Annotated in this window: 17 protein-coding genes; 7 read left to right on the forward strand and 10 right to left on the reverse strand. The window is 72.6% G+C overall.

Features of this window, described 5'->3' with window-relative positions:
• Positions 1-101: 101 nt before the first annotated feature.
• Positions 102-701 carry a dihydrofolate reductase family protein gene (locus ACGFNF_RS19775; RefSeq protein ID WP_393169643.1) on the reverse strand — a complete coding sequence of 200 codons (600 nt, stop codon included), beginning with the start codon at positions 699-701 and terminating at the stop codon, positions 102-104.
• A gap of 535 nt (positions 702-1236) precedes the next feature.
• On the opposite strand from ACGFNF_RS19775, the gene ACGFNF_RS19780 reads away from it, so the two are divergent.
• Both ACGFNF_RS19780 and ACGFNF_RS19785 read left to right on the forward strand, forming a co-directional pair.
• Positions 1237-1464, forward strand: a complete 228-nt coding sequence (locus ACGFNF_RS19780; RefSeq protein ID WP_393169645.1) for a hypothetical protein — start codon at positions 1237-1239, stop codon at positions 1462-1464.
• 419 nt (positions 1465-1883) lie between these two features.
• Positions 1884-2612: an NUDIX domain-containing protein gene (locus tag ACGFNF_RS19785; RefSeq protein ID WP_393169804.1), complete on the forward strand. Its 729-nt coding sequence runs from the start codon at positions 1884-1886 to the stop codon at positions 2610-2612.
• 301 nt (positions 2613-2913) lie between these two features.
• Here the strand turns inward: ACGFNF_RS19785 and ACGFNF_RS19790 are convergent, their stop codons facing one another.
• Both ACGFNF_RS19790 and ACGFNF_RS19795 read right to left on the reverse strand, forming a co-directional pair.
• On the reverse strand, positions 2914-4314 hold the full coding sequence (locus ACGFNF_RS19790) for an endo-1,4-beta-xylanase (RefSeq protein WP_393169647.1): 1401 nt from the start codon (positions 4312-4314) through the stop codon (positions 2914-2916).
• 289 nt (positions 4315-4603) lie between these two features.
• Positions 4604-5452 carry an ATP-grasp domain-containing protein gene (locus ACGFNF_RS19795; RefSeq protein WP_393169649.1) on the reverse strand — a complete coding sequence of 283 codons (849 nt, stop codon included), beginning with the start codon at positions 5450-5452 and terminating at the stop codon, positions 4604-4606.
• 211 nt (positions 5453-5663) lie between these two features.
• Between ACGFNF_RS19795 and ACGFNF_RS19800 the strand changes: the two genes are divergently transcribed.
• Positions 5664-5855: a DUF1905 domain-containing protein gene (locus ACGFNF_RS19800; protein WP_393169651.1), complete on the forward strand. Its 192-nt coding sequence runs from the start codon at positions 5664-5666 to the stop codon at positions 5853-5855.
• A 318-nt stretch (positions 5856-6173) separates the two neighbouring features.
• On the forward strand, positions 6174-8042 hold the full coding sequence (locus ACGFNF_RS19805) for an adenylyl cyclase (RefSeq protein ID WP_393169806.1): 1869 nt from the start codon (positions 6174-6176) through the stop codon (positions 8040-8042).
• A 57-nt stretch (positions 8043-8099) separates the two neighbouring features.
• On the opposite strand, the gene ACGFNF_RS19810 is transcribed toward ACGFNF_RS19805, so the two are convergent.
• Positions 8100-8459, reverse strand: coding sequence for a hypothetical protein (locus ACGFNF_RS19810; RefSeq protein WP_311412262.1), 360 nt, complete (start codon positions 8457-8459; stop codon positions 8100-8102).
• 222 nt (positions 8460-8681) lie between these two features.
• Here ACGFNF_RS19810 and ACGFNF_RS19815 point away from each other — a divergent pair, with 222 nt between their 5' ends.
• A complete protein-coding gene (locus ACGFNF_RS19815) occupies positions 8682-10025 on the forward strand; it encodes a carbohydrate-binding protein (protein ID WP_393169653.1) in 1344 nt (447 codons plus the stop codon).
• Between the two features lie 85 nt (positions 10026-10110).
• Here the strand turns inward: ACGFNF_RS19815 and ACGFNF_RS19820 are convergent, their stop codons facing one another.
• The 5 genes from ACGFNF_RS19820 to ACGFNF_RS19840 all read right to left on the reverse strand — a co-directional run bounded on the left by ACGFNF_RS19820 (position 10111) and on the right by ACGFNF_RS19840 (position 16057).
• The gene (locus ACGFNF_RS19820) at positions 10111-11247 is read right to left on the reverse strand and encodes a CaiB/BaiF CoA transferase family protein (protein ID WP_393169655.1); all 1137 of its coding nucleotides are present in this window, start codon (positions 11245-11247) and stop codon (positions 10111-10113) included.
• Between the two features lie 182 nt (positions 11248-11429).
• A complete protein-coding gene (locus ACGFNF_RS19825) occupies positions 11430-13028 on the reverse strand; it encodes a beta-1,3-glucanase family protein (protein WP_393169657.1) in 1599 nt (532 codons plus the stop codon).
• 251 nt (positions 13029-13279) lie between these two features.
• Complete coding sequence (locus ACGFNF_RS19830; RefSeq protein WP_393169659.1) at positions 13280-14269, reverse strand: LacI family DNA-binding transcriptional regulator; 990 nt, start codon at positions 14267-14269, stop codon at positions 13280-13282.
• 258 nt (positions 14270-14527) lie between these two features.
• Entirely contained in the window at positions 14528-15289 is a 762-nt protein-coding gene (locus ACGFNF_RS19835) for an NAD-dependent deacylase (protein WP_393169661.1), read from the reverse strand.
• Positions 15290-15433: 144 nt separating this feature from the next.
• A complete protein-coding gene (locus ACGFNF_RS19840) occupies positions 15434-16057 on the reverse strand; it encodes an alpha/beta fold hydrolase (RefSeq protein ID WP_393169808.1) in 624 nt (207 codons plus the stop codon).
• Positions 16058-16490: 433 nt separating this feature from the next.
• On the opposite strand from ACGFNF_RS19840, the gene ACGFNF_RS19845 reads away from it, so the two are divergent.
• Positions 16491-17213, forward strand: coding sequence for a DUF899 domain-containing protein (locus ACGFNF_RS19845; RefSeq protein WP_393169663.1), 723 nt, complete (start codon positions 16491-16493; stop codon positions 17211-17213).
• A gap of 27 nt (positions 17214-17240) precedes the next feature.
• Here ACGFNF_RS19845 and ACGFNF_RS19850 read toward each other — a convergent pair whose 3' ends face one another.
• The gene (locus ACGFNF_RS19850) at positions 17241-17909 is read right to left on the reverse strand and encodes a M23 family metallopeptidase (RefSeq protein ID WP_393169810.1); all 669 of its coding nucleotides are present in this window, start codon (positions 17907-17909) and stop codon (positions 17241-17243) included.
• A 92-nt stretch (positions 17910-18001) separates the two neighbouring features.
• Between ACGFNF_RS19850 and ACGFNF_RS19855 the strand changes: the two genes are divergently transcribed.
• The gene (locus ACGFNF_RS19855) at positions 18002-21343 is read left to right on the forward strand and encodes a hypothetical protein (protein ID WP_393169664.1); all 3342 of its coding nucleotides are present in this window, start codon (positions 18002-18004) and stop codon (positions 21341-21343) included.
• Positions 21344-21374: the final 31 nt, after the last annotated feature.

Here is a 21374-nt window from a genome sequence, read left to right on the forward strand (position 1 = left end):
CGACGATCAGTGGACTCGTCCACCCCGGATACACAACCGCACAGCCAGCACCATCGCCCCCCGCTCGCACCGGGCGAGTTCGGCGACCTGCCGCCACCAGGTCAGCTCGGGTTCGTGGCGACGTACGTCGCGATGATCGCGCCCGTGCTGGTCACCTGGCTGTCGGCCAGCCGCAGCGGACGGTGTGCGCCGTCGGCGCCGAACAGGCGCTTGCCGCCGCCGCCCACCACCAGCGGATCGATCATCACCCGGAGCTCGTCGACCAGGCCGAGGTCCAGCAGGCTCTGGAAGAGACCGGGACTGCCGATCAGATGCAGGTCCTTCCCCGTCTCGGCCTTCAGCGCGCGCACGGCCGCCTCGATGTCGTCTGGCAGCAGTGTCGAGTTCGACCAGCCGAGCGGCTCGTCGAGAGTCGTCGAGGCGACGTACTTCGGTAACGCGTTCAGGGGCCCGGCGAGCACCTGCTGCTCCTCCGGCGCGTTCGGCCAGTGGGCCGCGAAGATCTCGTACGTGCCCCGTCTCAACAGGTAGCCACCCGCGCCGCGTACGTTCTCGATCACCCAGCCCATCGACAGCTCGTCGAAGTAACGGGCATGCCAGCCGCCGTGCTGGAAGCCACCGGTCAGGTCCTCGTCGGGATAGCTGGGCGCCTGCACCACCCCGTCCAGCGTCATCCACTCGTTCGCGATCACTTTCCGCATCCCGGCTCCTCCCGATCGTTCGTTCCGCCGCTCCGCCCGCACGGCGGAACAGCCCGTCACCCTCTGGGACGGAGCGGGGCGCCCGTCTTCGACACGACTCGCGATCGGTCGGAGCCGACGGTTACCCGCGTGGCGAACACCTGAGGGAACGCGGTGTACCGGCTGGCGTCTCCGCCACGGGTCACGGCCGCGAGTCGGCTCGGCGCGCACCACCCAGGGCATAGACCAACCGCCTCGGCTGCTACCGCCCACCCACCAACTCGACCAGGCTTGCGTCAGCCGTGAACGCCAAAGCCGCGTCTGTGCCTGCCGAGGCCGGTCACCCGTCGCGCGCCCTGGCTGTGGAACCGTTCCGGTGATCCACCATTCGCCGCTTCGGCGACGACGATCAGAAGAGCGAGCAGGTCGAAGACCTATACGTCAGCCTGACGCTTTCTCATCCACCCGCCTTGACCTGCGGAGACAGGAGCTTTTTCGTCCTAGGGCCAATATCTGCACCGACGGTCCGGCGGTTCGAGCTGGCAGAGTTTTGCGCATGAGCAGACGAGCCAAGCGTTCAATCAACCGGAACGCCGTGGGCCTGATCGCAGTCACGATCGTCTTCGGGCTCGCGATCCTGATGGTCCTCAAACGATACGATCCTGCTGTGATCACCACCGTCGTCACCGGCACCAGCCTTGCGGCGGCTGAGCTCGTGCGCCGGTTTCAGGAACCCACCTCGACCGCCGCCGAGGCTGACCATGAACGTGAGGCCGGCTCGTGATTCAGCCGTCGGTCTCACTCGTCGGAAGTTTCCGGAAGCACTACACAGAGGTCGTGGAGGCCGCCCAGATCTTCGCTGCTGCCGGCATGGTGGTGAAGTCACCGCCAATCGAGCGAATCGAGGACCCCAAGCGAGACTTCGTACGCTTCGAATCCGACCCGCCACTGTCCTCGGATCATCACATTCAAGCCGCCACGCTCAGGAAGATCTTCTCGTCAGACTTCGTCTACGTCGTCAATCCGGGCGGATACATCGGCCGTACGACAACCTACGAATTGGGACGCATCCACGAGCGCGGTATGGCGGTCTACTTCGCCGAGCCACCGAAGGACCTGCCAATCGAGGTTCCCGCTGGGACCGTGCTAAGCCCTCAAGACCTGGTAGCTGGCATCATCGGCGGCGACCTCCACTTCAAGCCCATCCGGCGTCCACGGGTCGCAGCGCTGCCTGCGGCCGACCTCGTCATCCTCACGATCCGCGAACAGCGCCTCAACGTCCTACTGGTCAAACGCGGAAAGAAGGACGAGCCCTATTTCGGTTGGCTGGCGCTGCCAGGCGGCTTCGTTCGGCCAGGCGAATCGCTTGAGGATACGGCGAAGCGGGAACTCGCCGAGGAGACCGGCCTGGACGGCGGAAAGCTCCCGCTCCAGCAGGTGCGCACGTACTCGCTACCGAACCGGGATCCCCGGGGCCGCATCGTCACTACTGCCTTCCTCGCGATCGCCCCGAACCTGCCGGAAGTGACCGGGGGGACTGACGCATCCAGAGCAGACTGGATCGAGGTCGACGAACTACGAAGCACACCCCTGGCCTTCGACCACAACCAGATTCTTTCGCATACGCTCGAGCACGCACGCAGATTGTTGGAGTACACCACCGTCGCGACCGCCTTCTGCCCAGAGCTGTTCACGGTCAGTGAGCTCCGGCAGGTGTACGAGGCGGTCTGGGGAGTCAGCCTCAATCCGCAGAACTTTCATCGCAAGGTACGACGCACCGAGGGGTTCGTCGTTGATGCGGACAAAAGGCGAACGGATCAACCAGGCCGACCGGCTGAATTGTTCCGACGTGGGCCCGCCAGGATCCTCTATCCGCCAATGCTGCGGCCGAACCAAGGCGACGGCAGTGAGGACCCAGCCGCACAGACGTAGTGGCCCTCGACTCCCTGCGCGGTGCGACCAGGCTCCGTTGCGTGCAGTTGGCTGTGCAATGCACCCCACCATCTCCCCCAGCGGCGGAGGCGAGCAGATGCTCCGCACAAGGAGTACGCCAGCACTCGCTCGGGATCGTGCTCTGCTCCACCGACGGCGAGCCCTCCCGTGCAGCCCGTTGGTGTTCCGCGCAACGCGTGCACCTGCGGGGAGAACATTCCTGCTGATCGGAGGGCGCGGAGTGATGTACGGCGTCGGCGGCCCGGCGCGGATTGCTCCCCACGCCGGGCCGTCGGACGGGTCAGCTCGCGGTGCAGGTGGGCGTGCCGGTCGGGCCGGTCCCGGTGCCCTGGAAGCCGAACTCGGTGGTGGCTCCGGCGGAGAGTCGGCCGTTGTAGTCGACGTTGCGGAACGTCACGGCGCCGCTGGTCCCGGTGGCGCGCGCGCTCCACGTGTTGGTGATCGTCGCGCCGCCCGGCAGCGTGAGGGCGACCGCCCAGCTGTTGATCGCCGCAGCGCCTGCGGTGACCCGTACCGTGGCTACGAAGCCGCCGTTCCACGAGTTCAGCGACACCGTCGCGGCGCAGTCGCCGGACGGCGGCGGGGTGGTGGGCGGCGGGGTGGTCGGGGGCGCCGTGGTGGGCGGCGGAGTGGTGCCGCCGTTGAGGGCGTCGAGGGTCGCGGTGTACGCCGGCTTCTTGTTGCCGCTGCCGTCGAAGAGCAGCGGGGTGCCGCTGGCCCGCCAGGAGTCGGTGTCCCGGATGCCCCACACGGTGATGCCGGTGCAGCGGGCCACGGCGAGGCAGTCGTTGACCACATTGCGGTACGCGGTGGCCTGGCTGGCGCCGGAGCCCTCGATGTCCAGCTCGGTGATCTGCACGTCGACGCCGAGCGCCGCGAAGCTGGACAGCGTGGTGCGGTAGTTGCCCGGGTAGGGCGAGGCGCTGTTGAAGTGCGACTGGAGGCCCACGCAGTCGATCGGCACGCCCCGGGCCTTGAAGTCGCGGACCATGTTGTAGACGGCCTGGGTCTTCGCGTGCGACCAGTCGTCGGTGTTGTAGTCGTTGTAGCACAGCTTCGCGGTCGGGTCGGCGGCGCGCGCGGCGCGGAACGCCACCTCGATCCAGTCGTTGCCGGTGCGTTGCAGGTTCGAGTCGCGGCGGGCCCCGCTGCCGCCGTCGGCGAACGCCTCGTTCACCACGTCCCAGGAGTCGATCTTGCCACGGTAGTAGGTGGCGACCTGGGTGACGTGGTTCAGCATTGCGGAACGCAGGGCGGAGCCGCTCATGTTCTGCATCCAGCCGGGCTGCTGGGAGTGCCAGGCCAGCGTGTGCCCCCGCACCTTCATCCCGTTGGCGCGCGCGTGGTTGACGATCCGGTCGGCGTTGCCGAAGGTGAACTGCCCCTGCTGCGGCTCGGTGGCGTCGATCTTCATCTCGTTCTCGGGGGTGACCGAGTTGAACTCCCGGTTGAGGATCCCCACGTACGTGGTGTCGGAGAGCTTGTGGGCGGCGACCGCGGCGCCGAAGTAGCGCCCCTTCTCGGCGGCGGACGCCCCCAGGGTCGTGCCGGCGCTGGCGCCGGACGCCACCACGACCGTCGTGGCGGCGACGGCGAGACCGACCACGACCGACGCCAGCGCGACGCGTGGCCGCCGGCGGGTCACCGGGCGCCCGCTGGCACGGGCGAGCATGTTGTCCATGGCAGAGCCTTTCGATGAGCCGATTGGATGAGAAGGCCGCCTCGGCAACCGCCCGCCACGGTGTGGGGCCGGTGGAGTGGTCGCCCGGAGACCACGCCGCCGTCAGCATCCTCGACACCGTGAGTTGATCGAAGCCCTTCCATCGGACCGTATCGGAACATGTCCGGAACCTCAACGCCCGGTTATCGGATTCTTCCGACGGATGCGCGCCACATCATTGCCTCGGGCAGGCTCACGCCCTGCCCGCGAGCCGGGCCGACGTCGACCGGAGCACCGGAAGTTTCGGAGGTCAGGATCCGCGACGCAGGACGTCGACCAGAGCGGCCGGGTCGACGGTGGACGGTCGGTCGCTGACCTGCCCGTCACCGAGTTCGACGATCCGCCAGACGCCGTCGGCGCGCAGGGCCAGGTCCACGGTCACGAACGGCAGCCCCAGCGCCGCCACCGAACCGCTCACCGGGCCCGCGTCGAACGCCTCCGGCGGCGTGTCGTGCGGACTGTCGGGATGGGCGCCGACGAGGACGCAGACGCCGTCGACCCACCACGTGCGGACCTCGGCGGTGGTGAACCGCTCGAACCGGCGCAGCACCAGGCCGCCGACGAGGTCCTCGCCGCGCAGGTCGAGGAAGCGGCTGGCGACCCGCCAGGCGGCGTCGCCGTCGTCGAGATCCGGGATGAACGCCGCCTCGTGCCAGTGGTGCTTCATCGACTTGGTGAAGTCGCGCAGCACCGCCGCCCCGCCGCCGAGCGCACGCCTCGCCCGGTCGAATTCGGCACGCTCGGTGCCGACCGTCCACGCCGAGCGTGGCGTCAGCTCGACCAGGTCCGGGTACCAGCCCGGCAGCTCGTGGGCGCGCCGGTACTGCTCGCCGCTCGTACGCAGGCTGACGCCCCGTCTGGCCAACGCGTCCGCGAAGGCGGCGTACCGCTCGCTGCGCAGCATCCAGCCGCGGTAGACCGCGACGCCCTCGGCCGTCACCCGCGACACCGCCCGCGACACGTCGTCGCCACGGGCCAACGCGTCGTGGTCGACGACGGCGACCTTGACGCCGGCCTCCCGGGCGGCGCGTGCCTCCGGCGCGAAGTGGGCGTCCGGGTGGCGCGGTCGTAGCGGGTCCGAGGCAACGATCAGGAGCACGGGTGCATGCTGCCGCATCGGCGCTGACGACGCGAGCGCCGCCGAGCCTGCGCGGGACCGGCCGGCGGCACTCCGCCCGTCGCGAGGAAGTCGGTTCCCGCTCCTATGCTGAGCCGATGGACCTGGAGTTCGGTGGTGAGCTGTGGTTCTGGCGGGGCCTGCGCCGTGGCACTTCATCACCGTCCCCGAGGACGGCTGCCAGGAGTTGGCCGTGCGATCCGCGGGCGTGAGCTACGGCTGGGGCATGATCCCGGTCGCGGCCCGGATCGGGAAGACCGGCTGGAGCACGTCGCTGTTTCCCAAGGACGGGCGCTACATCGTGCCGGTGAAGGCGGCCGTGCGACGGGCCGAGGGGCTGGCGGTGGGAGACACGGTGACGGTCCGGCTGGTCGTCGACGCGTGACCGGCCCACACCACGAACAGCGCGGCCGGCGCGGTGCCCCGCGAGACCCCGCCCTGATCGCGGCGGCGCAGCAGTAGCGCCGGGGCGGATCGACAGGGTAGAAACATGCCAACTCTTCTTTCACAGCGTGATAGAAGTCGCGATGGCGAGAGAGCGCTCTCACGAAGGCGTCGCCCCCGCCGCCGCCCCACGAGGCAGGTCGACGACGACCGCGAGCCGGCCACCGGCGCGCCCACCCGCGCCGTGCCGGAACACCTCCCCACCACGTCGCCGAGCCCGGCACCCGCGCCCGGCCGGCGGAGAGGACGAACGATGAGAATGCAGTCCCCCGACGCGCGACGGCGGCTCCGCCGGACGCTCGCCCTCGGCCTGGTGCTGACGGCCGTCGCCAGCACCACCGGCACGGCCGCCGCCGCCGGACCGGCCCGGCACGGCGCCCCGGACTTCGGGCCCAACGTGACGATCTTCGACCCCGACACACCGGTCGCCGAGATCCAGGCGACCCTCGACGCGGCGCACGCCCGGCAGGTCGACGCCGAGATGGGCACCGCGCGGCACGCGTACCTCTTCAAGCCCGGCAGCTACGGTACGGACACGCAGCCCCTGCACGTGAAGGTCGGCTACTACACCGAGGTCTCCGGCCTGGGCGCCTCCCCCACCGACGTCACCGTCAACGGCAAGATCGAGACCTACAACCGCTGCCTCGAAGGCGGCGGGACCGGCAACTGCATCGCCCTGGTCAACTTCTGGCGCACCCTGTCCAACCTGTCGCTGTCCGTCAACGCCACCGGCCAGGACGGCTGCCGCTCCTCGGCGAACTTCTGGGCGGTCTCCCAGGCGGTCTCCATGCGCCGCCTCGACATCAGCGGCGGCGGCCTGTCCCTGATGGACTACTGCACCGCCGGCCCGCAGTACGCCAGCGGCGGCTTCATCGCCGACTCCCGGCTGCCCGCCACCACCAACGGCTCCCAGCAGCAGTGGCTGACCCGCAACAGCGAGGTCGAGAGCTGGTCGAACGCGGTGTGGAACCAGGTCTTCGCCGGCACCGTGGGCGCCCCCGACGACGCCGACTTCCCCGACCCGCCGTACACCACGCTGGACACCACGCCCCTCAGCAGGGAGAAGCCGTACCTGTTCGTCGACGACCGGGGCCGCTACCAGGTCCGCGTCCCCGCCGTCCGGCGAGACAGCCGGGGCATCTCCTGGGGTGACGGCATGACGCCGGGGCGCACCATCGACATCCGGGACTTCTTCATCGCCAAGCCGTCCGATCCGGTGCACGTCATCAACAGCCAGCTGGCCCGCGGCAAGCACCTGCTGCTCACCCCCGGCGTGTACGACATCGCCCGCAGCATCGAGGTCCGGCGGCCCGACACCGTGGTGCTCGGCATCGGTCACGCCACGCTCACCGCCGTGAACGGCGCCGTACCGCTGGACGTCGCCGGCGTGCCCGGCGTCGTCGTCGCCGGGGTGACCATCGACGCCGGCCCGGCCGAGTCGCCGGTGCTGCTGCGGGTGGGGCGCGAGCACGGCCGCAACGCCAGCACCCCGCGCAACCCGATCACGCTCTCCGACGTGTACTTCCGCGTCGGCGGGCCGCACATCGGCAGGACGCACACCGCGCTGGAGGTCAACGCCGACCACGTCCTGATCGACCACACCTGGGTGTGGCGCGGGGACCACGGCGTCGAGGGCTTCACCGAGGGCGTCAACGGCGACACCGACCGCTGGCGGACCAACACCGGTCGCTACGGCGCCGTCATCAACGGCGACCACGTGACGGCCACCGGCCTGTTCGTCGAGCACTTCCAGCGGTACAACACGGTCTGGAACGGTGAGCACGGCACGACGATCCTCTACCAGAACGAGCTGCCGTACGACCCGCCGACGCAGGCCGACTGGATGAACGGCGCCGTCGAGGGCTGGGCCGGGTACAAGGTCGGCGACCGGGTGCGGCACCACACGCTGCACGGCGGCGGGGTGTACGTGTTCAACCAGAACAACCCGTCGATCCGCACGGAGAACGGCTTCGAGGTCCCCGTCGCCCCGGGCGTCAGGCTGCACCACGTCATGACCGTGAACCTGAGCGCCGGCACGATCGACCACGTGGTCAACGGCGTGGGCGCGGCGGCCGACACGACGCGGGTGGGCGAGCCCGTCTACGTCACGCGGTATCCCGCCGCGTAACCGCTGCGGGAGTCCGGGTCGGACGGGGCGCGCACCCCGCCCCGTCCGACCCGGTCGTCAGCCGGCGCAGTTGTTGTTGCGCGCGGGCTGGGTCAGCTTCTCCTGGGTGCCGAACTTCGCGTAGACCCGCAGGTAACACGGCAGCTCGACGTCGCCGTAGTAGCTCTGCACCTCGTTGGCGTAGTGCGTGGTGCCGCTCTGCGCGACCTGCCAGCCGCCGGCGTCGCCCGACTGGATCTCCCAGTAGACGTCGCCGGAGCAGCCCTGCAGGCCCTGCGACCAGGCGATGATGTTGGCCCCGTTGTAGATCTCGGACTGCACGAGCGTGCAGCTCGCCGCCTGCGCCGGGCTCGCGCCGGCGAGCAGCCCCACGGTCAGCATCGCTCCGGCTCCGACCGCCGACATCAACTTACGCATGCTCGATCTCCTCCACGATGGACGGCAGGTGTCCACCGGAGGGTATCCCGGTCCGGAGATTAGCTCCACAGCCAACGTCGATATTGGCGAAAAGTTTTACCGGCTTCCTCCGGCAGCCGCCGACCGCCCCGCGACGGCCTCGCCGGCACGCCGCCTCCGCTCCGCCGTTTACATTTAACAAAGTTAATTGATAGCCTCCCGCCATCGACGAGGAGGAATGCCATGCGACTTCGACGTACGATGCCCGCGCTGCTGGCCGGCGCGGCGCTCACCGCCACCCTGGCGGCCATGCCCGCCGTGCACGGCCGCGCCGCCGCGGAGACCGCCCCCGACGTCGCCGTCGCGGCCTGCACCGCGCCGGCCTGGGCCGAGGGGACCACGTACGCCGCCGGCAGCCGGGTCAGCTATGCCGGGCGCTCCTACCAGGCGCTGGTGACGCACACGCCCCCGCCGGGCGCCGGCTGGAACCCCGCCGCGACGCCCTCGCTCTGGACCGACCTCGGCGCCTGCGACGGAGGTGGCACGCCCGCACCCACCCCGACCGCCACGTCGGGGCCCTCCCCCACCCCGACGCCGACACCCACCACGACGCCCACCCCGCCCGGCCCGGACACCTGCGCCGGCAGGCCGAAGCCGGCCGGCAAGGTGCTCCAGGGCTACTGGGAGAACTGGGACGGCGCGGCCAACGGCGTCCACCCGCCGCTGGGCTGGATCCCGATCACCGACGCCCGGATCCCCGCGCACGGGTACAACGTGATCAACGCGGCGTTCCCCGTCATCCGCGCCGACGGCACCGTGCTCTGGGAGGACGGCATGGACGCCACCGTCAAGGTGCCCACTCCCGCCGAGATGTGCCGTGCCAAGGCGGCCGGTCTGACCATCCTCCTGTCGATCGGTGGCGCGACCGCCGGAATCGACCTCAGCTCGGCCGCGGTCGCCGACCGCTTCGTCGCGACCGTCGTGCCGATCCTCCAGCGGTACAACTTCGACGGCATCGACATCGACATCGAGACCGGGCTCACCGGCAGCGGGAACATCTCCCAGCTCTCCCCGTCGCAGGCGAACCTGATCCGCATCATCGACGGGGTGCTCGCGCGGATGCCCGCCGGCTTCGGCCTCACCATGGCGCCGGAGACCGCGTACGTCACCGGCGGCAGCGTCACCTACGGCTCCATCTGGGGCGCGTACCTGCCGATCATCAAGCGGTACGCCGACAACGGCCGGCTCTGGTGGCTGAACATGCAGTACTACAACGGCAGCATGTACGGCTGCTCCGGCGACTCCTACCCGGCCGGCACCGTGCAGGGCTTCACCGCCCAGACCGACTGCCTCAACGCCGGGCTGGTCGTGCAGGGCACCACCATCCGGGTCCCGTACGACAAGCAGGTCCCCGGGCTACCGGCGCAGCCCGGCGCCGGGGGCGGCCACATGGCCCCGGCGACGGTGACCCAGGCGTGGAACACCTACCGGGGCGGCCTGAAGGGCCTGATGACCTGGTCGCTGAACTGGGACGGGTCGAAGGGCTGGACCTTCGGCGACAACGTGCGGGCCCTCCAGGGCCGCTGAGCCGCCGCACCCCGTCCGCCGACCGCGCAGTCGTACCCCTCCGTTGAGCAGGGGCGGCCGCGCGGTCGGCGGCGGCGCCATGCACTCAGCCGGCCAGCCAGTTCCGGATCTCGTCGCCGTGCTCGTCGAGGCCCGGCGGCGGCAGGTCGTAGCGCGCCGGGGTGGCGCTCAGGCCGATCGGGTGGCGGATGCCGGGCACGCCGCCGGTGGTGACGACCGGGTCCAGCCCCAGTTCCCGCGCCAGGTCGACGCCCCCGGCGACCGTGTTGATCGGGGCGCACGGCACGCCCGCCGCGCGCAGGTCCCGGAACCACTCGTCGCGGCTGCGCAGGACCAGTCGCGCGACCAGGAGGGGCCGCAGGGCCTCCCGGTTGACCGTGCGGTCCTGGTTGCGCCCGAACCGGGGGTCGTCGGGCAGTTCGGGCAGGCCGAGGACCTGGCACAGCTTGCGGAACTGGCCGTCGTTGCCGGCGATGACGACGAGGTCGCCGTCGGCGGTGGGCAGCGGCTCGTACGGGAACAGGCTCGGGTGCCCGTTGCCCATCCGGAACGGCGTCGCGCCGCCGGCGACGTGGCCGCTGGTCTGGTTGACCAGGCCGGACAGCGCGGAGGAGAGCAGGTCCACCTCGACGTGCTGGCCGGTGCCGCAGCGGTCGCGGTGGTGCAGCGCGGCGAGGACGCCGACGGCGGCGTGCAGGCCCGCGATCACGTCGAACACGGCGACCCCGGCCTTGTAGGGCGGACCGTCCGGCTCGCCGGTGAGGCTCATCAGGCCGGACGCGGCCTGGACCACGAGGTCGTAGCCGGGCAGGTTGGCGCCGGCGCCGGCGCCGAACCCGCTGATCGAGGCGTAGACGATCCGCTCGTTGACGGCGGCGACGCTGTCGTAGTCGAGGCCGAAGCGCCGCAGTCCGCCGGGCCGGAAGTTCTGGATCATGACGTCGGCGCGGCGGGCCAGTTCCCGGGCGACGGCCAGGTCGTCGGCGTCGGCGAGGTCGAGGGCGATGGACCGCTTGTTGCGGTTGACGCCGAGGTAGTAGGTGGAGGTGCTCTCCCGCACGGGCGGCAGCCAGGTCCGGGTGTCGTCGCCGCCGGGCCCCTCGACCTTGACCACCTCGGCGCCGAGGTCGGCGAGGAGCATGGTCGCGTACGGTCCGGCGAGGATCCGGGAGAAGTCGGCCACGAGGATGCCGCTGAGCGGCCCGGACCCTTGCTCCCCCATCGCCGCTCCCCTTCCCGTCGACGCCACCGCCGGCGCGGCGGCGTCGTGGCACCTGCCGGGTGCCGACGTCCGGCGCTCCGACGGCAGGACCACGATGGCACAGCGGGCGCGACGGACGTCGGTCGCCCCGACGGTCCGGGCCGGGACGGATGGCGACGGGTCGCCGCCATCCGCCGGGCGGGTCAGCCCTTGCGCCACTTCTGGTTGGCGGTGCCCGCGCAGTCCCAGAGCTGGAGCTTCGCGCCGTCGGCGCTGTTCCAGTCCCGGATGTCGACGCACCTGCCGGCCTGGATGTTGACCAGGTCACCGGCCGCGGTCAGGGTGAACCGTTGCGCGCCCGTGCCGTTGCACGTGTAGAGCTGGACGACCGCGCCGTTGCCGGTCGCGCCGTTGTCGACGTCCATGCACTTGTCGTTCTGGCTGCGCAGGGTGTCGCCGGTGAACGTCCACTTCTGCGCGGCGGTGCCGTTGCAGTTCCACATCTGCAACTGCGCGCGGTCGACGAAGTTCGAGCTCGGCACGTCGATGCACTTGTTGTTCCAGTTGCTCAGCACGGGCACCCCGGTGCCGGGGTTCCCCGGTCCGCCGCTCCCGGCGCCGAACGGGCTCAGGACGATTCCGGCCGCGCGGGGGTCGCCGTCGTGGACCAGGGACTCGAACGCGCCGACGTCGTCGAAGGCGAAGGCGTACGCCCTGCCGTCGGTCATGTTGGCGTGGATGACGCGGGCGTAGTGGTTCGTCGGGTTGTTGCGGTAGAACTGGGCGGCGTCGGTGCTGGGCTGGGTGTCGATGGTGCCAAGCGTGCCCCGGTTCAGCGCGGCGCAGAGCGTCCGGGAGATCGGGCCGACGACCGGGTCGTTGGGTGCGGGCAGGTCCCCGTCGCAGCCCCAGACACTCGCCGAGGAGGGCCGGTTGAAGGAGGCGACCACCTGACCGGCGCTGTTGGTGAAGGTCATGACATTGCCCGAGGTCCGCCCGAAGTAGCGGGTGTTCGGCTGGTCGGCGAACGGCACCACGGTCAGCGTCCTGGTCGTGTACGCGTTCCAGGCCGACGCGATGTAGGAGTCCAGGTAGGTGGCGCTGAACAGGCCGGCGCCGGCCGCCTTGCCGGGCGCGAGAACCCGCAACACGGTCCCGTCGGAGCGGGTGTGGACCGTGTTGGCCCAGCCCGGCTGGGACCGGACGCCCTCGATGATCGCGTTGCGGCCCCCGGCGACGACGTCGCCGGTGCGCTTGGTGACGCCGGTGGCACCGGTCACCGTGACCGCGTGCGGCACCGCGAACATGTCGACCTGTGAGCTGTTGAGCCACAGTCCGGCGTCGTTGTAGGTGAACTCGCTCCAGTCGAACAGGATGTCGCGGTTGGCGTCGCCGGCCGCCCACGGGGCGGGTTGCACGAGGCCGTCCGGGGTGAGGAAGAACTTGAGCTTCTCGCCGAAGGAGAAGTAGACGCGGCCGGAGAACCCGCGCGGGAACCGGATGGTCGTGCTGCCGCCGTTTCCGGGCCCCGGGATCGACGCGTCCGGCGCGGGCGACGGCGGGAGCTGCCCGCCCGACCACGGGACGAAGGTGCCGCCCTGGTTGACGTAGCCGAGGCGGCCGCTGGAGAGCTGCACGCCGATCACGTACAGGTGGACGGCCTCGCCCCGGCCGGTGCTGTTGGTGACGGTGACGGGCAACAGCGCGGGGCCGACGGCGTGGGCGGGGGCCGCGGTGAGGGTCACCGGGACGGCGGCGACCAGCGCGGACACGGCGGCGAGCAGCCTTCTTCGAAGTTTCACGAAAGGTCCTCCTCGGGGTGGTGGGCGGCGCGAGAGAGCGCTCTCTCAGCGTCGGCCCGAGGCGGCTCTCCTGTCAATAGACACTGGCCGATGCGGCCCTCGCGCGCCGGCTCACGGACCGCCTGCTCCCGGTGGCAGGTGTCGGACGCGCGGTCGGGGCACCGCGGAAGAGCGTCGAGCCCTCGTGGCGCTCGACGTGCAGGGCGACATCGCGGTGGCGCTGGTGGTGATGAAATGGATCTCCGGCGGGATCAGCGCGGCGGCGGGGCGGCGACGCTGCGACGGGAGACCAGGGAGGGCGCGACCGTCTGCCGCAGCGGGCCGGCGACGTCGGATTCCATCTGCGCCAGCAGCAGGTCCAGGCTCGCCCGGGCGACCGCGGCGAAGTCGGGCCGCACGGTGCTCAGCGGCGGGATGAAGTACGCCGCCTCCGGCACGTCGTCGAAGCCCACCAGGCTGATGTCGTCAGGCACCCGCAGGCCGTGCTCGTGCAGCGCCCGCAGCACGCCCAGCGCCAGGTGGTCGTTGGCGGTGAAGACCGCGGTGACCTCGGGCATCCGGGCCAACATCTGTCCGCACCGGTACCCCGCTGCCGCCGACCAGTCCGCCGGCAGCAGCGGCGGCAACTCGGCGCCCGCCGCCTGCAACGTCTCCCGCCACCCCTCGATCCGGCCCGCGCTGTCGAACCAGTCCGGCGGCCCGGAGACATGCCAGACCGTCCGGTGCCCGGCGTCGAGGAGGTGCTGCGTGGCGGCCCGGGCACCGGCGACCTGGTCGACCGTGACCAGGGGCACCGGACGGCGCGGGTCGCCGTCGACGGTGACCAGCGGAACGTCCTTGGGGAGCCGTTCGAGGGCCTCCCCCGCCGACTCGACAGGCGCGATCACCACGATGCCGGCGACCCGGTGCGCGAGGTGCCGCTCCACCGCCGCCGAGATCGACTGGTCGTCGAGGTCGCTGACGCTGCCGACGCTGACCGCGAACCCCGCCTCGGCAGCCGCCTGGTCCAGGGCCGCCAGCAGCGAGGCCGGGCCGTAGAGGGTGGTGTTCTGCGCGACCACCCCGATCACCTGGGACCGGCCGGTGACAAGCGCCCGCGCCGCGCGGTTGGGCCGGTAGCCGAGCTCGGCGATGGCCGCCTGGACCCGCAGCCGGGTCTGCTCGCGTACGTTCGGGTGCCCGTTGAGGACCCGGGACACCGTCTGGTGCGAGACGCCGGCGAGGCGAGCCACGTCCGTCATCGCAGGACCGCGCACGGCCACCTCACCTCTCCCGCCCCGTCCGGCGACTGCGCCACGTCCGACCTCGACGGAGCGCCTCCGTGACACAGCAACACCCTCGCCGCCGCCAGCCGGCGCGTGTCGGTTGGCCGGGGCTGGACCGCCGACAGTCTACGTCAGCGGTACCGCCGGCCCTGGTGCGGCTGAGCCGCCGACCGGGGCGCAGGCCCGCGACACGGGCCCGGGCCGGCGTCCCGCACCGGACGCGCCCGCGCGCCGTCACGCCGGGTCGGCACCCCAGGCGGCGTGCACGAGAGCGGGAAGCACCTGGGCGGCCGGACCGCGCAGGTTCACGTCGGACACGGCGTCCAGGGGCGTCTCCTGCGGGTTGACCTGCAGCACGGCGGCGCCGAAGCGGGCAGCCACCTGGGGGATCTCGGCGGCGGGATACACCAGGCCCGAGGTGCCCACGGTCACCAGCAGGTCGCAGGTGGACGCCGCCTCCACGGCGGCCTCCAACGCGGCGGTGGGCAACGCCTCACCGAACCACACCACCCCGGGCCGGACGGGGCCCGCGCAGCGCGCGCACCGGGGCGGAGGCACGCGCCGGCCGTCGCCCGGTTCCTCGGCGGCCTCGTCCGGTGTCGGCGCCGGATGGGAGCAGGCCGAGCAGCGCGGCGCGAAGAGGCTGCCGTGCAGGTGGATCGGCGCGACCGAGCCGGCGCGCTCGTGCAGGTCGTCGACGTTCTGCGTGACAACCACCGCGCCGGGCAGGCGTGCCTCGATCGCGGCCACGGCCACGTGACCGGCGTTCGGGCGGGCCCGCCGCACGGTGGCGCGTCGCCACTCGTACCAGCCCCAGACCAGCGCGGGATCCTCGCGGAACGCCTCCGGAGTGGCGAGCCGCTGCGCGTCGAAGCTGCGCCACAGGCCGGTGAGGGCGTCGCGGAAGGTCGGCACCCCGCTCTCCGCGGAGACGCCCGCGCCGGTGAAGACCACGATGCGGCGCGCCTGCGCCAACAGCGCTGCGGCCTCCCGCATCGACCGCTCCCCCATCACGCCTGCCCCCTTCGACCCGGACCCGTCGGGCAAGACTAGTGCGGTCTCCGTGCCGGTCCGGCGGGGCAGCGCCGGACCGCTCGCCGGCTGCGGGCCCCGGCGGGCGGACGCCACAGGTCGGGCGGTTCAGTGCCGGGCGCGGGCGGCGAGGAAGCCGTCGACCGCGGCCAGGAACTCCGCCGGCCGGCTGGCGTGCACGTCGTGCCCGGCCGGGATCGTGACGAGGGTGGCGTCTGGCATCCGGTCGACCATCTCCGCGAGCAGCTGCTGTGGGATGGGGCTGTCCGGGCCGCCGCCGACCACCAGGGTCGGCACGTGGACGGCGTCGGTACGGTCCCACCAGGCCGGGTCGGGGTCGTTGAGCTGGGCGCGGATGGCGTTGACGGCGGCGAAGTCGAACGGCGTGGGCGCGTCCGGCGGGGGCAGGGGCGGCCGTTCGAGAGCGCCCGGTCGGGGTGCTGCCACGTCCTCCAGGATCAGGTGGGTGAGTCGGTGCGGGGCGGCCTCGGCGAGCAGGATCGCCACGGCCCCACCCATAGAGTGGCCGATCACCACGCACCGCTCGACCCCCACCGCGTCGAGGAACCCAACGAGGTCGTCGCGCATCGACTCGAGCGAGTACCGGCCGGGGTGGTCGCTGCGGCCGTGGCCGCGCAGGTCCAGCGCGTACACCCGGTGCCTGGCGGCGAGCGCGGCCAGGACGCCGTGCCAGTCGCGTTCGTCCTCGCCGAGGCCGTGCAGCAGCACCATGGGTGGGTCGGTCGAGTCGCCGGCGACGCGATAGGCCAGGGCCACTCCGTCGACCGTGACGGCCCGCAACGCCCCGATGTTCGACTCGTCCACGCGCCACACCGTATCGCCGGGGCCGGCGAGGCGTCGCCCCCGACCGCTGGAGGGCCGGGTGCGGGCGGCTCCCCGTCGTCGAGCCTCGGCGACGAATGCGACACGCGGCCTTATTCGATAGTGCGCACTTCACCGGCTCACGCCGGCGCCGTTTCCCGGCATGCGGACCGGTCGGCATCGATGGCGAACCGGCCGACCTGCGCAATTGCGCCACCGGTGGGAGCGAATCGCCGGAACGGTCACCGAAATGGGAATCCCACGACACGGGGCGAAGGCTGGTGTGATTGCGTACGGCCCGACAAGAATGGGCCAGGCGCTCCAGCGGAAAGGCGTGTCGTCCATGATTGAAACGAAGGTCGTGTCCCGGGACGAGTGGGTCGACGCCCGCAAGGAACTGCTCGACCGCGAAAAGGAGATCACCCGCCTGCGGGACAGGGTCACCGCGCTCCGGCGCCAACTGCCGGCAGTCGCCGTCGAGAAGGACTACTCCTTCACCGGCCCCGCCGGCGCCGTCCGGCTGGCCGACATGTTCGAGGGACGACGACAGTTGATCGTCTACCATTTCATGTTCGACCCGGAATGGGCCGAGGGATGCACGAGCTGCTCGCTGCTTGTCGACAACTTCGGGCAGCTCACGCACCTGCACGCCAGTGACACGACGCTCGCCGTGGTCTCCCGCGCGCCGTTTACGACCCTCGCGGCATTCAAGAGCCGGATGGGCTGGCGCTTTCCCTGGTACTCCTCGCACGGCAGCGACTTCAACTACGACTTCCACGTCACCATGGACCCGGCCGTCGCCCCGGTGGAATACAACTACAAGGACGCCGAGACCCTGGCGGCCCAGGGCCTCACCCACCACCTGCGGGGCGAGGGCCACGGCCTGAGCGTCTTCGTCCGCGACGGCGACCGGATCCTGCACACCTACTCCATGTACGGCCGCGGCCTCGACCCGCTGCTGAACACGTACAACTACCTCGACCTCACGCCGCTGGGCCGGCAGCGCTACGTCAACGAGTTCCCCCACCACGACACCTACGACGCGGACGCGGCCGGCAGCCACTGACCACCCGCCGCCGACCGGCGGCGTCGGTCATCCGGGCACGCAGTTGTTGCTCTTGCGCCTGACCGTGTACTCGGTGTCGTCGTGGGTGATGCCCGACGGCACCCCGTCGAAGTGCGCCTCGACCTTCTCCCAGCCCCGGCGCTGCTCGTAGTGCAGGTGCGGCGCCCCGGAGTTGCCGGTGCTGCCGACCCGCCCGATCTGCTCGCCCTGGGCGACCCGCTGACCGACCCGGACCAGGGGCGGTTCGAGCAGGTGCAGGTACTGCGTCTCCCACTTGCCGCCGTGGTCGATCTTCACCCAGTAGCCGCCGCCGCGGCCACGCGGCCCGTCCGGGTCCTCGGGCGTACGGCCACCGAGCGATCCGTTGATCCCCGCCACGGTGACCTCCCCCGCGTAGGACGCGAGCACCGGCCGCCCCCACGCCCTGCCCTCGGTCGGGAACAGGTCCACGTCGTAGTCGTCGTGACCGGGATAGGTGCCCAGCTGCCAGGTCTCCCCGCACGCGACGGGGAGCTGGAACAGCGGACGCGGGCCCGCCGGGCGCACCAGCGGCACCACCACCGTGACGACGAGGACGGCGACGGCGAGGACCACGGCGACCGCGCCGGAGACGAGCACGATCCGGGTGCGGCGGCTGCGGACGCGGCGGTGGGTGCGGGGGGTGGTGGGGCGACCGGTCGTCACCGGCCCGAGCATGGCAGACGCCGGCAAGGCGCCCGTCCCCGGGCGGCCGGCGTCACCCGCAGGCCCTTCGACGCTACGGCCCTCCGACCGCCACAATGGTCGACGTGCGGAGATCAACACGACGGCTGCTCGGCGAACTGGACGCGCTGGCCCACCGGGAGCGGATGGCGACCCTCGCCCGCCGCGCCCGCGAGGCGGCCGCCACGGGCGAGCTGCCGGAGATCCTGGCGGACCTGCGCGCCGAGGCGTCGTCGTACCACCGGTTCCTGGCCGTCACCGCCGCCGAGATCGTCGGCGACCACGCGGCGGTGCGGGCGGCGCTGGGCGACCGGCACGGCACGATCCGCGCGGTCGCCGTGAAGGCGGGCCTGCGCGCCGGCTGGCTCGCCGGCGACGACCTGCGCGCGCTCGTCCGGGACGCGCCGGCCGACCTGCGCCACCTGGTCTACCGGTCGCTGCGGCACCTGCACCGGCCGGCGGTCGCCGACGACCTGGTCGACGGCGTGCTGGGGCGCTTCGGGGCCGTCGAGGCGGTCGCCCTGCTGCCCGCCTGCGGGGCGGACACCGTCCGCCGGCTGCTGCCGGTCGTCGAACACGCGTTGCCGGGCTCGGTCTGCCTGGCCCGTCGCCACGGCGACGTGGTGCTCGACCACGCCGAGTCGACGCTGCCCCACCTCCAGCCCGCCGAACGGGACCGCTGGTGGACGACGCACGGCGAGAGGGTCCTGGTCGCCGGCCGGCAACGCCCGGAGCGCGCGCTGACGCTGCTCGAACGGTACGCGCCCACCGGACACCTCCCCGGCGACCTCACGCACTACGGGCCGCTCGCCGCGTCTGCGCCACGACGGATGCTGGCCCTGCTGACCGCGCCGTCCCGCGCGGACTGGGTGGCTCACCAGTGGCTGCCCCCTGCCCTGCTGCGTCGGCTCGCCCGGCTGCCGCAGGCGGACCTGGTCGCGCTGGGCCGGCGGGTACGCGGCCACAACAACGCCCTGGACCGACTGTTGGGGGCGCTGCCCCCGGCGCGCCGGGGCGACCTGTACGACGCCGTGTTCGCCGACGTCGAGACGGCCGCCCTGATCCCCGACGCGTCGCTGATGGAGGTGCTGCCGCACGACTGGCGGGAGCGGGAGGCACGCCGGGTGCTCGCCCTCGACGACGTCCGCCACGACGAGGCGCAGGTGCGGTCGTGGAGCGCCCTGCTGCCCTGGCCGGCAGCGTCGGCGGCCCTCACCCCCGCCCTGCGCGCCGCCGACGCGCACGACCGGGCCGTCGCGTACCAGCTGCTCCTGGCGGCCGCCCGGCGCAGCCGCCACCCCGCGGCGGCGGCCGAGGCCGTGACCAGGCTGGATCGGCTGCGCAACGAGCAGGACCCGGTCCGGGCCGTGGCGCTGACGGAGCTGGCGAGCCTGGCCCCGCTGCTGCGCGCGGACGCCGTCGAGGCGCTGACCCGGATCACCGTCGACGCCACGACCACCCGCGACGCGTCGACGCGCACCCTCGCCGCGCTCGGCACCCTCGCCGCCCGGGTGCTGGGTCGGCACGTCGACGAGCCGGCCCTGCTGCGGTGGGCGCTGGACACCCTCGACCGGCTCTTCGGCGGGCACCGGCTGCCGCCGCTCGGGCGCTTCGACGAGACGCTGCGGCGCGGCCAGGAGACACTGGTCTTCGCCCGGCTGCGCCGATGGGTCGAGGCCGGTGTGGCCCGGGGGCAGTTCACCGCGTTGTTCGCGGTGACCCGGGCCCTGGGGCGACGGGCCTGGCAGCTGCCCGAACTCCAGGAGCTGCTGCACCGCGCGACGACCCCCGGCACCGTCGCCGCCGTCGTGCGGGAGGCCGTCGAGCTGTGGCTGGCCGACCCGAGGACCCGGGCGCAGCGCGTGGCGTACGTGCTGGACTCCGACAGCTCGACCGTCACCCTCCCCACGGTGTGGCGGACCGTCAGCGCCCGACGTACCGACCTGCTCGACCGGGTGCTGCGTCACCCGCCGAGGGGGGCCTTCCTCACCGCCGGCACCCGCTGGATCCCGGGCCGGCCGGTGCACGTCGAGCGGTGGCTGCCCCGCCAGCAGGAGGCGTACGTGCGGCTGCAGGCGCGCCTCGCCGCCGACGCCGGCACCCCGCTGCACCACCGGGCAGCCGCCGTACGGGCCGCCGCGCGGGTGCCCGACGCCGGGCGGGAGCTGGTGCTGCGCCACGTCGGCTCGCCGAACGTCACCCTGGCCGAGGCGGCCCTGGAGTCGCTGCCGTGGACCGACCGGCCCGACGAGGCGCTGCCGCTGCTGCTGTCGCACGCCGACGACGATCGGGCCAGGGTCGCCCTGTACGCCGCCACCCGCGCCGTCCGCTTCACCCGCCCGGCCGACCTGGTGGCCCCGCTGTCCGGCGTCGCCCTGGGGCGGGGCAAGGTGACCAGCCGCAAGCAGGCGGTCCGGCTGCTCGGCCGCTTCGGTCCCCCGGAGGCGGTGGCGGTGCTGGTGTCGGCGTGGCGCCAGCCCGGCCAGCACCGCGACGTACGGGCCGCGATCGTCGACGCCGCCCGGCAGCGGCTGCACGCGCCGGAGAGCTGGCCGATCCTCGAAGAGGCGATCGTCGGGAGCCGGGAGGAGTCGCTGGCCGTGCTGGCGACCCCGCCCGGCGGAATCGCCGCACCGGATCGCCCCCGCTACGCCGCCCTCGTCGCCCGGGCCTGCGCGAGCCCCGACCGGGAGCTCAGCCGGCTCGCCTGGCCCCGGCTCGTGCACTGGCTGCCCTGGGCACCCGACCTCACCGACCTGCTCACGGCGGCGCTCACCGACCTGGGCGGGCAGTACGACTGGCAGTCGGTACGCCCGATGCTGACCGCGGTGCTCCGTCACCCGGACCGCCCCGAACGGGAGGTGCCCGTCGCCGCGCTGGACGCCCTCGTCCGGATCGACGGCGCCGACGCGGACCTCGGTGGCCCCGCCGGGGACCGCCCCGCCCGCCGGCGCATCGACCACATCGTGGCCACGGCGGCCTGGACGCTCGGGCCACTGGCCGACCCCGCGCCGGTCCGGCGGGCGGCGGCGGAGTTGGGCCGGCACCGCGCGTACGTGGCCCAGGCGGGCACCCTGCTGACCAGCGCGCTGCCGCTGAGGGACACGACGTCGGCGCAGCTCACCGCCGAGATCCTCACGATCGCGGAGCTGGTGGCGGGCCGACCGGCGCTCGCCGCCCGGCTCGCCCACCTCCTCGCCCAGCGCACCGGTTCCCCGACGGCCCTGGACGCCGAGCCGACACTCGACACGGCCCGCGCCCTCGCCGCCCGGGGCGAGGCCACCACCGGCCTGCTCGCGGTGGCACTGGCCGGCGGCGGCAGGGCGTTCGGCTGGTCCGCCCCCTGGCGCGACGTGCTGCACCTGCTGCGCGGGCACCCGGCCGCCGACGTCCGCGACGCCGCCTTCGACATCTCGATGCAGGCGTGATCGCCGCCGTGTCGCCGCGCCCCGGGGCCGG

It is taken from the genome of Micromonospora sp. NPDC048868 (genome assembly GCF_043198195.1).
GTDB classification, from domain to species: domain Bacteria; phylum Actinomycetota; class Actinomycetes; order Mycobacteriales; family Micromonosporaceae; genus Micromonospora; species Micromonospora reichwaldensis.

What these genes read in the sequence shown, in the direction of transcription:
- ACGFNF_RS19820 (WP_393169655.1), bottom strand. Translation starts at nt 11,247, where the DNA reads ATGGGGGAGCAAGGGTCCGGGCCGCTCAGCGGCATCCTCGTGGCCGAC.
- ACGFNF_RS19830 (WP_393169659.1), bottom strand. Translation starts at nt 14,269, where the DNA reads ATGACGGACGTGGCTCGCCTCGCCGGCGTCTCGCACCAGACGGTGTCC.
- ACGFNF_RS19775 (WP_393169643.1), bottom strand. Translation starts at nt 701, where the DNA reads ATGCGGAAAGTGATCGCGAACGAGTGGATGACGCTGGACGGGGTGGTG.
- ACGFNF_RS19840 (WP_393169808.1), bottom strand. Translation starts at nt 16,057, where the DNA reads ATGGTGCTGCTGCACGGCCTCGGCGAGGACGAACGCGACTGGCACGGC.
- ACGFNF_RS19805 (WP_393169806.1), top strand. Translation starts at nt 6,174, where the DNA reads ATGCAGTCCCCCGACGCGCGACGGCGGCTCCGCCGGACGCTCGCCCTC.
- ACGFNF_RS19815 (WP_393169653.1), top strand. Translation starts at nt 8,682, where the DNA reads ATGCGACTTCGACGTACGATGCCCGCGCTGCTGGCCGGCGCGGCGCTC.
- ACGFNF_RS19810 (WP_311412262.1), bottom strand. Translation starts at nt 8,459, where the DNA reads ATGCGTAAGTTGATGTCGGCGGTCGGAGCCGGAGCGATGCTGACCGTG.
- ACGFNF_RS19780 (WP_393169645.1), top strand. Translation starts at nt 1,237, where the DNA reads ATGAGCAGACGAGCCAAGCGTTCAATCAACCGGAACGCCGTGGGCCTG.
- ACGFNF_RS19850 (WP_393169810.1), bottom strand. Translation starts at nt 17,909, where the DNA reads ATGCTCGGGCCGGTGACGACCGGTCGCCCCACCACCCCCCGCACCCAC.
- ACGFNF_RS19790 (WP_393169647.1), bottom strand. Translation starts at nt 4,314, where the DNA reads ATGGACAACATGCTCGCCCGTGCCAGCGGGCGCCCGGTGACCCGCCGG.
- ACGFNF_RS19845 (WP_393169663.1), top strand. Translation starts at nt 16,491, where the DNA reads ATGATTGAAACGAAGGTCGTGTCCCGGGACGAGTGGGTCGACGCCCGC.
- ACGFNF_RS19835 (WP_393169661.1), bottom strand. Translation starts at nt 15,289, where the DNA reads ATGCGGGAGGCCGCAGCGCTGTTGGCGCAGGCGCGCCGCATCGTGGTC.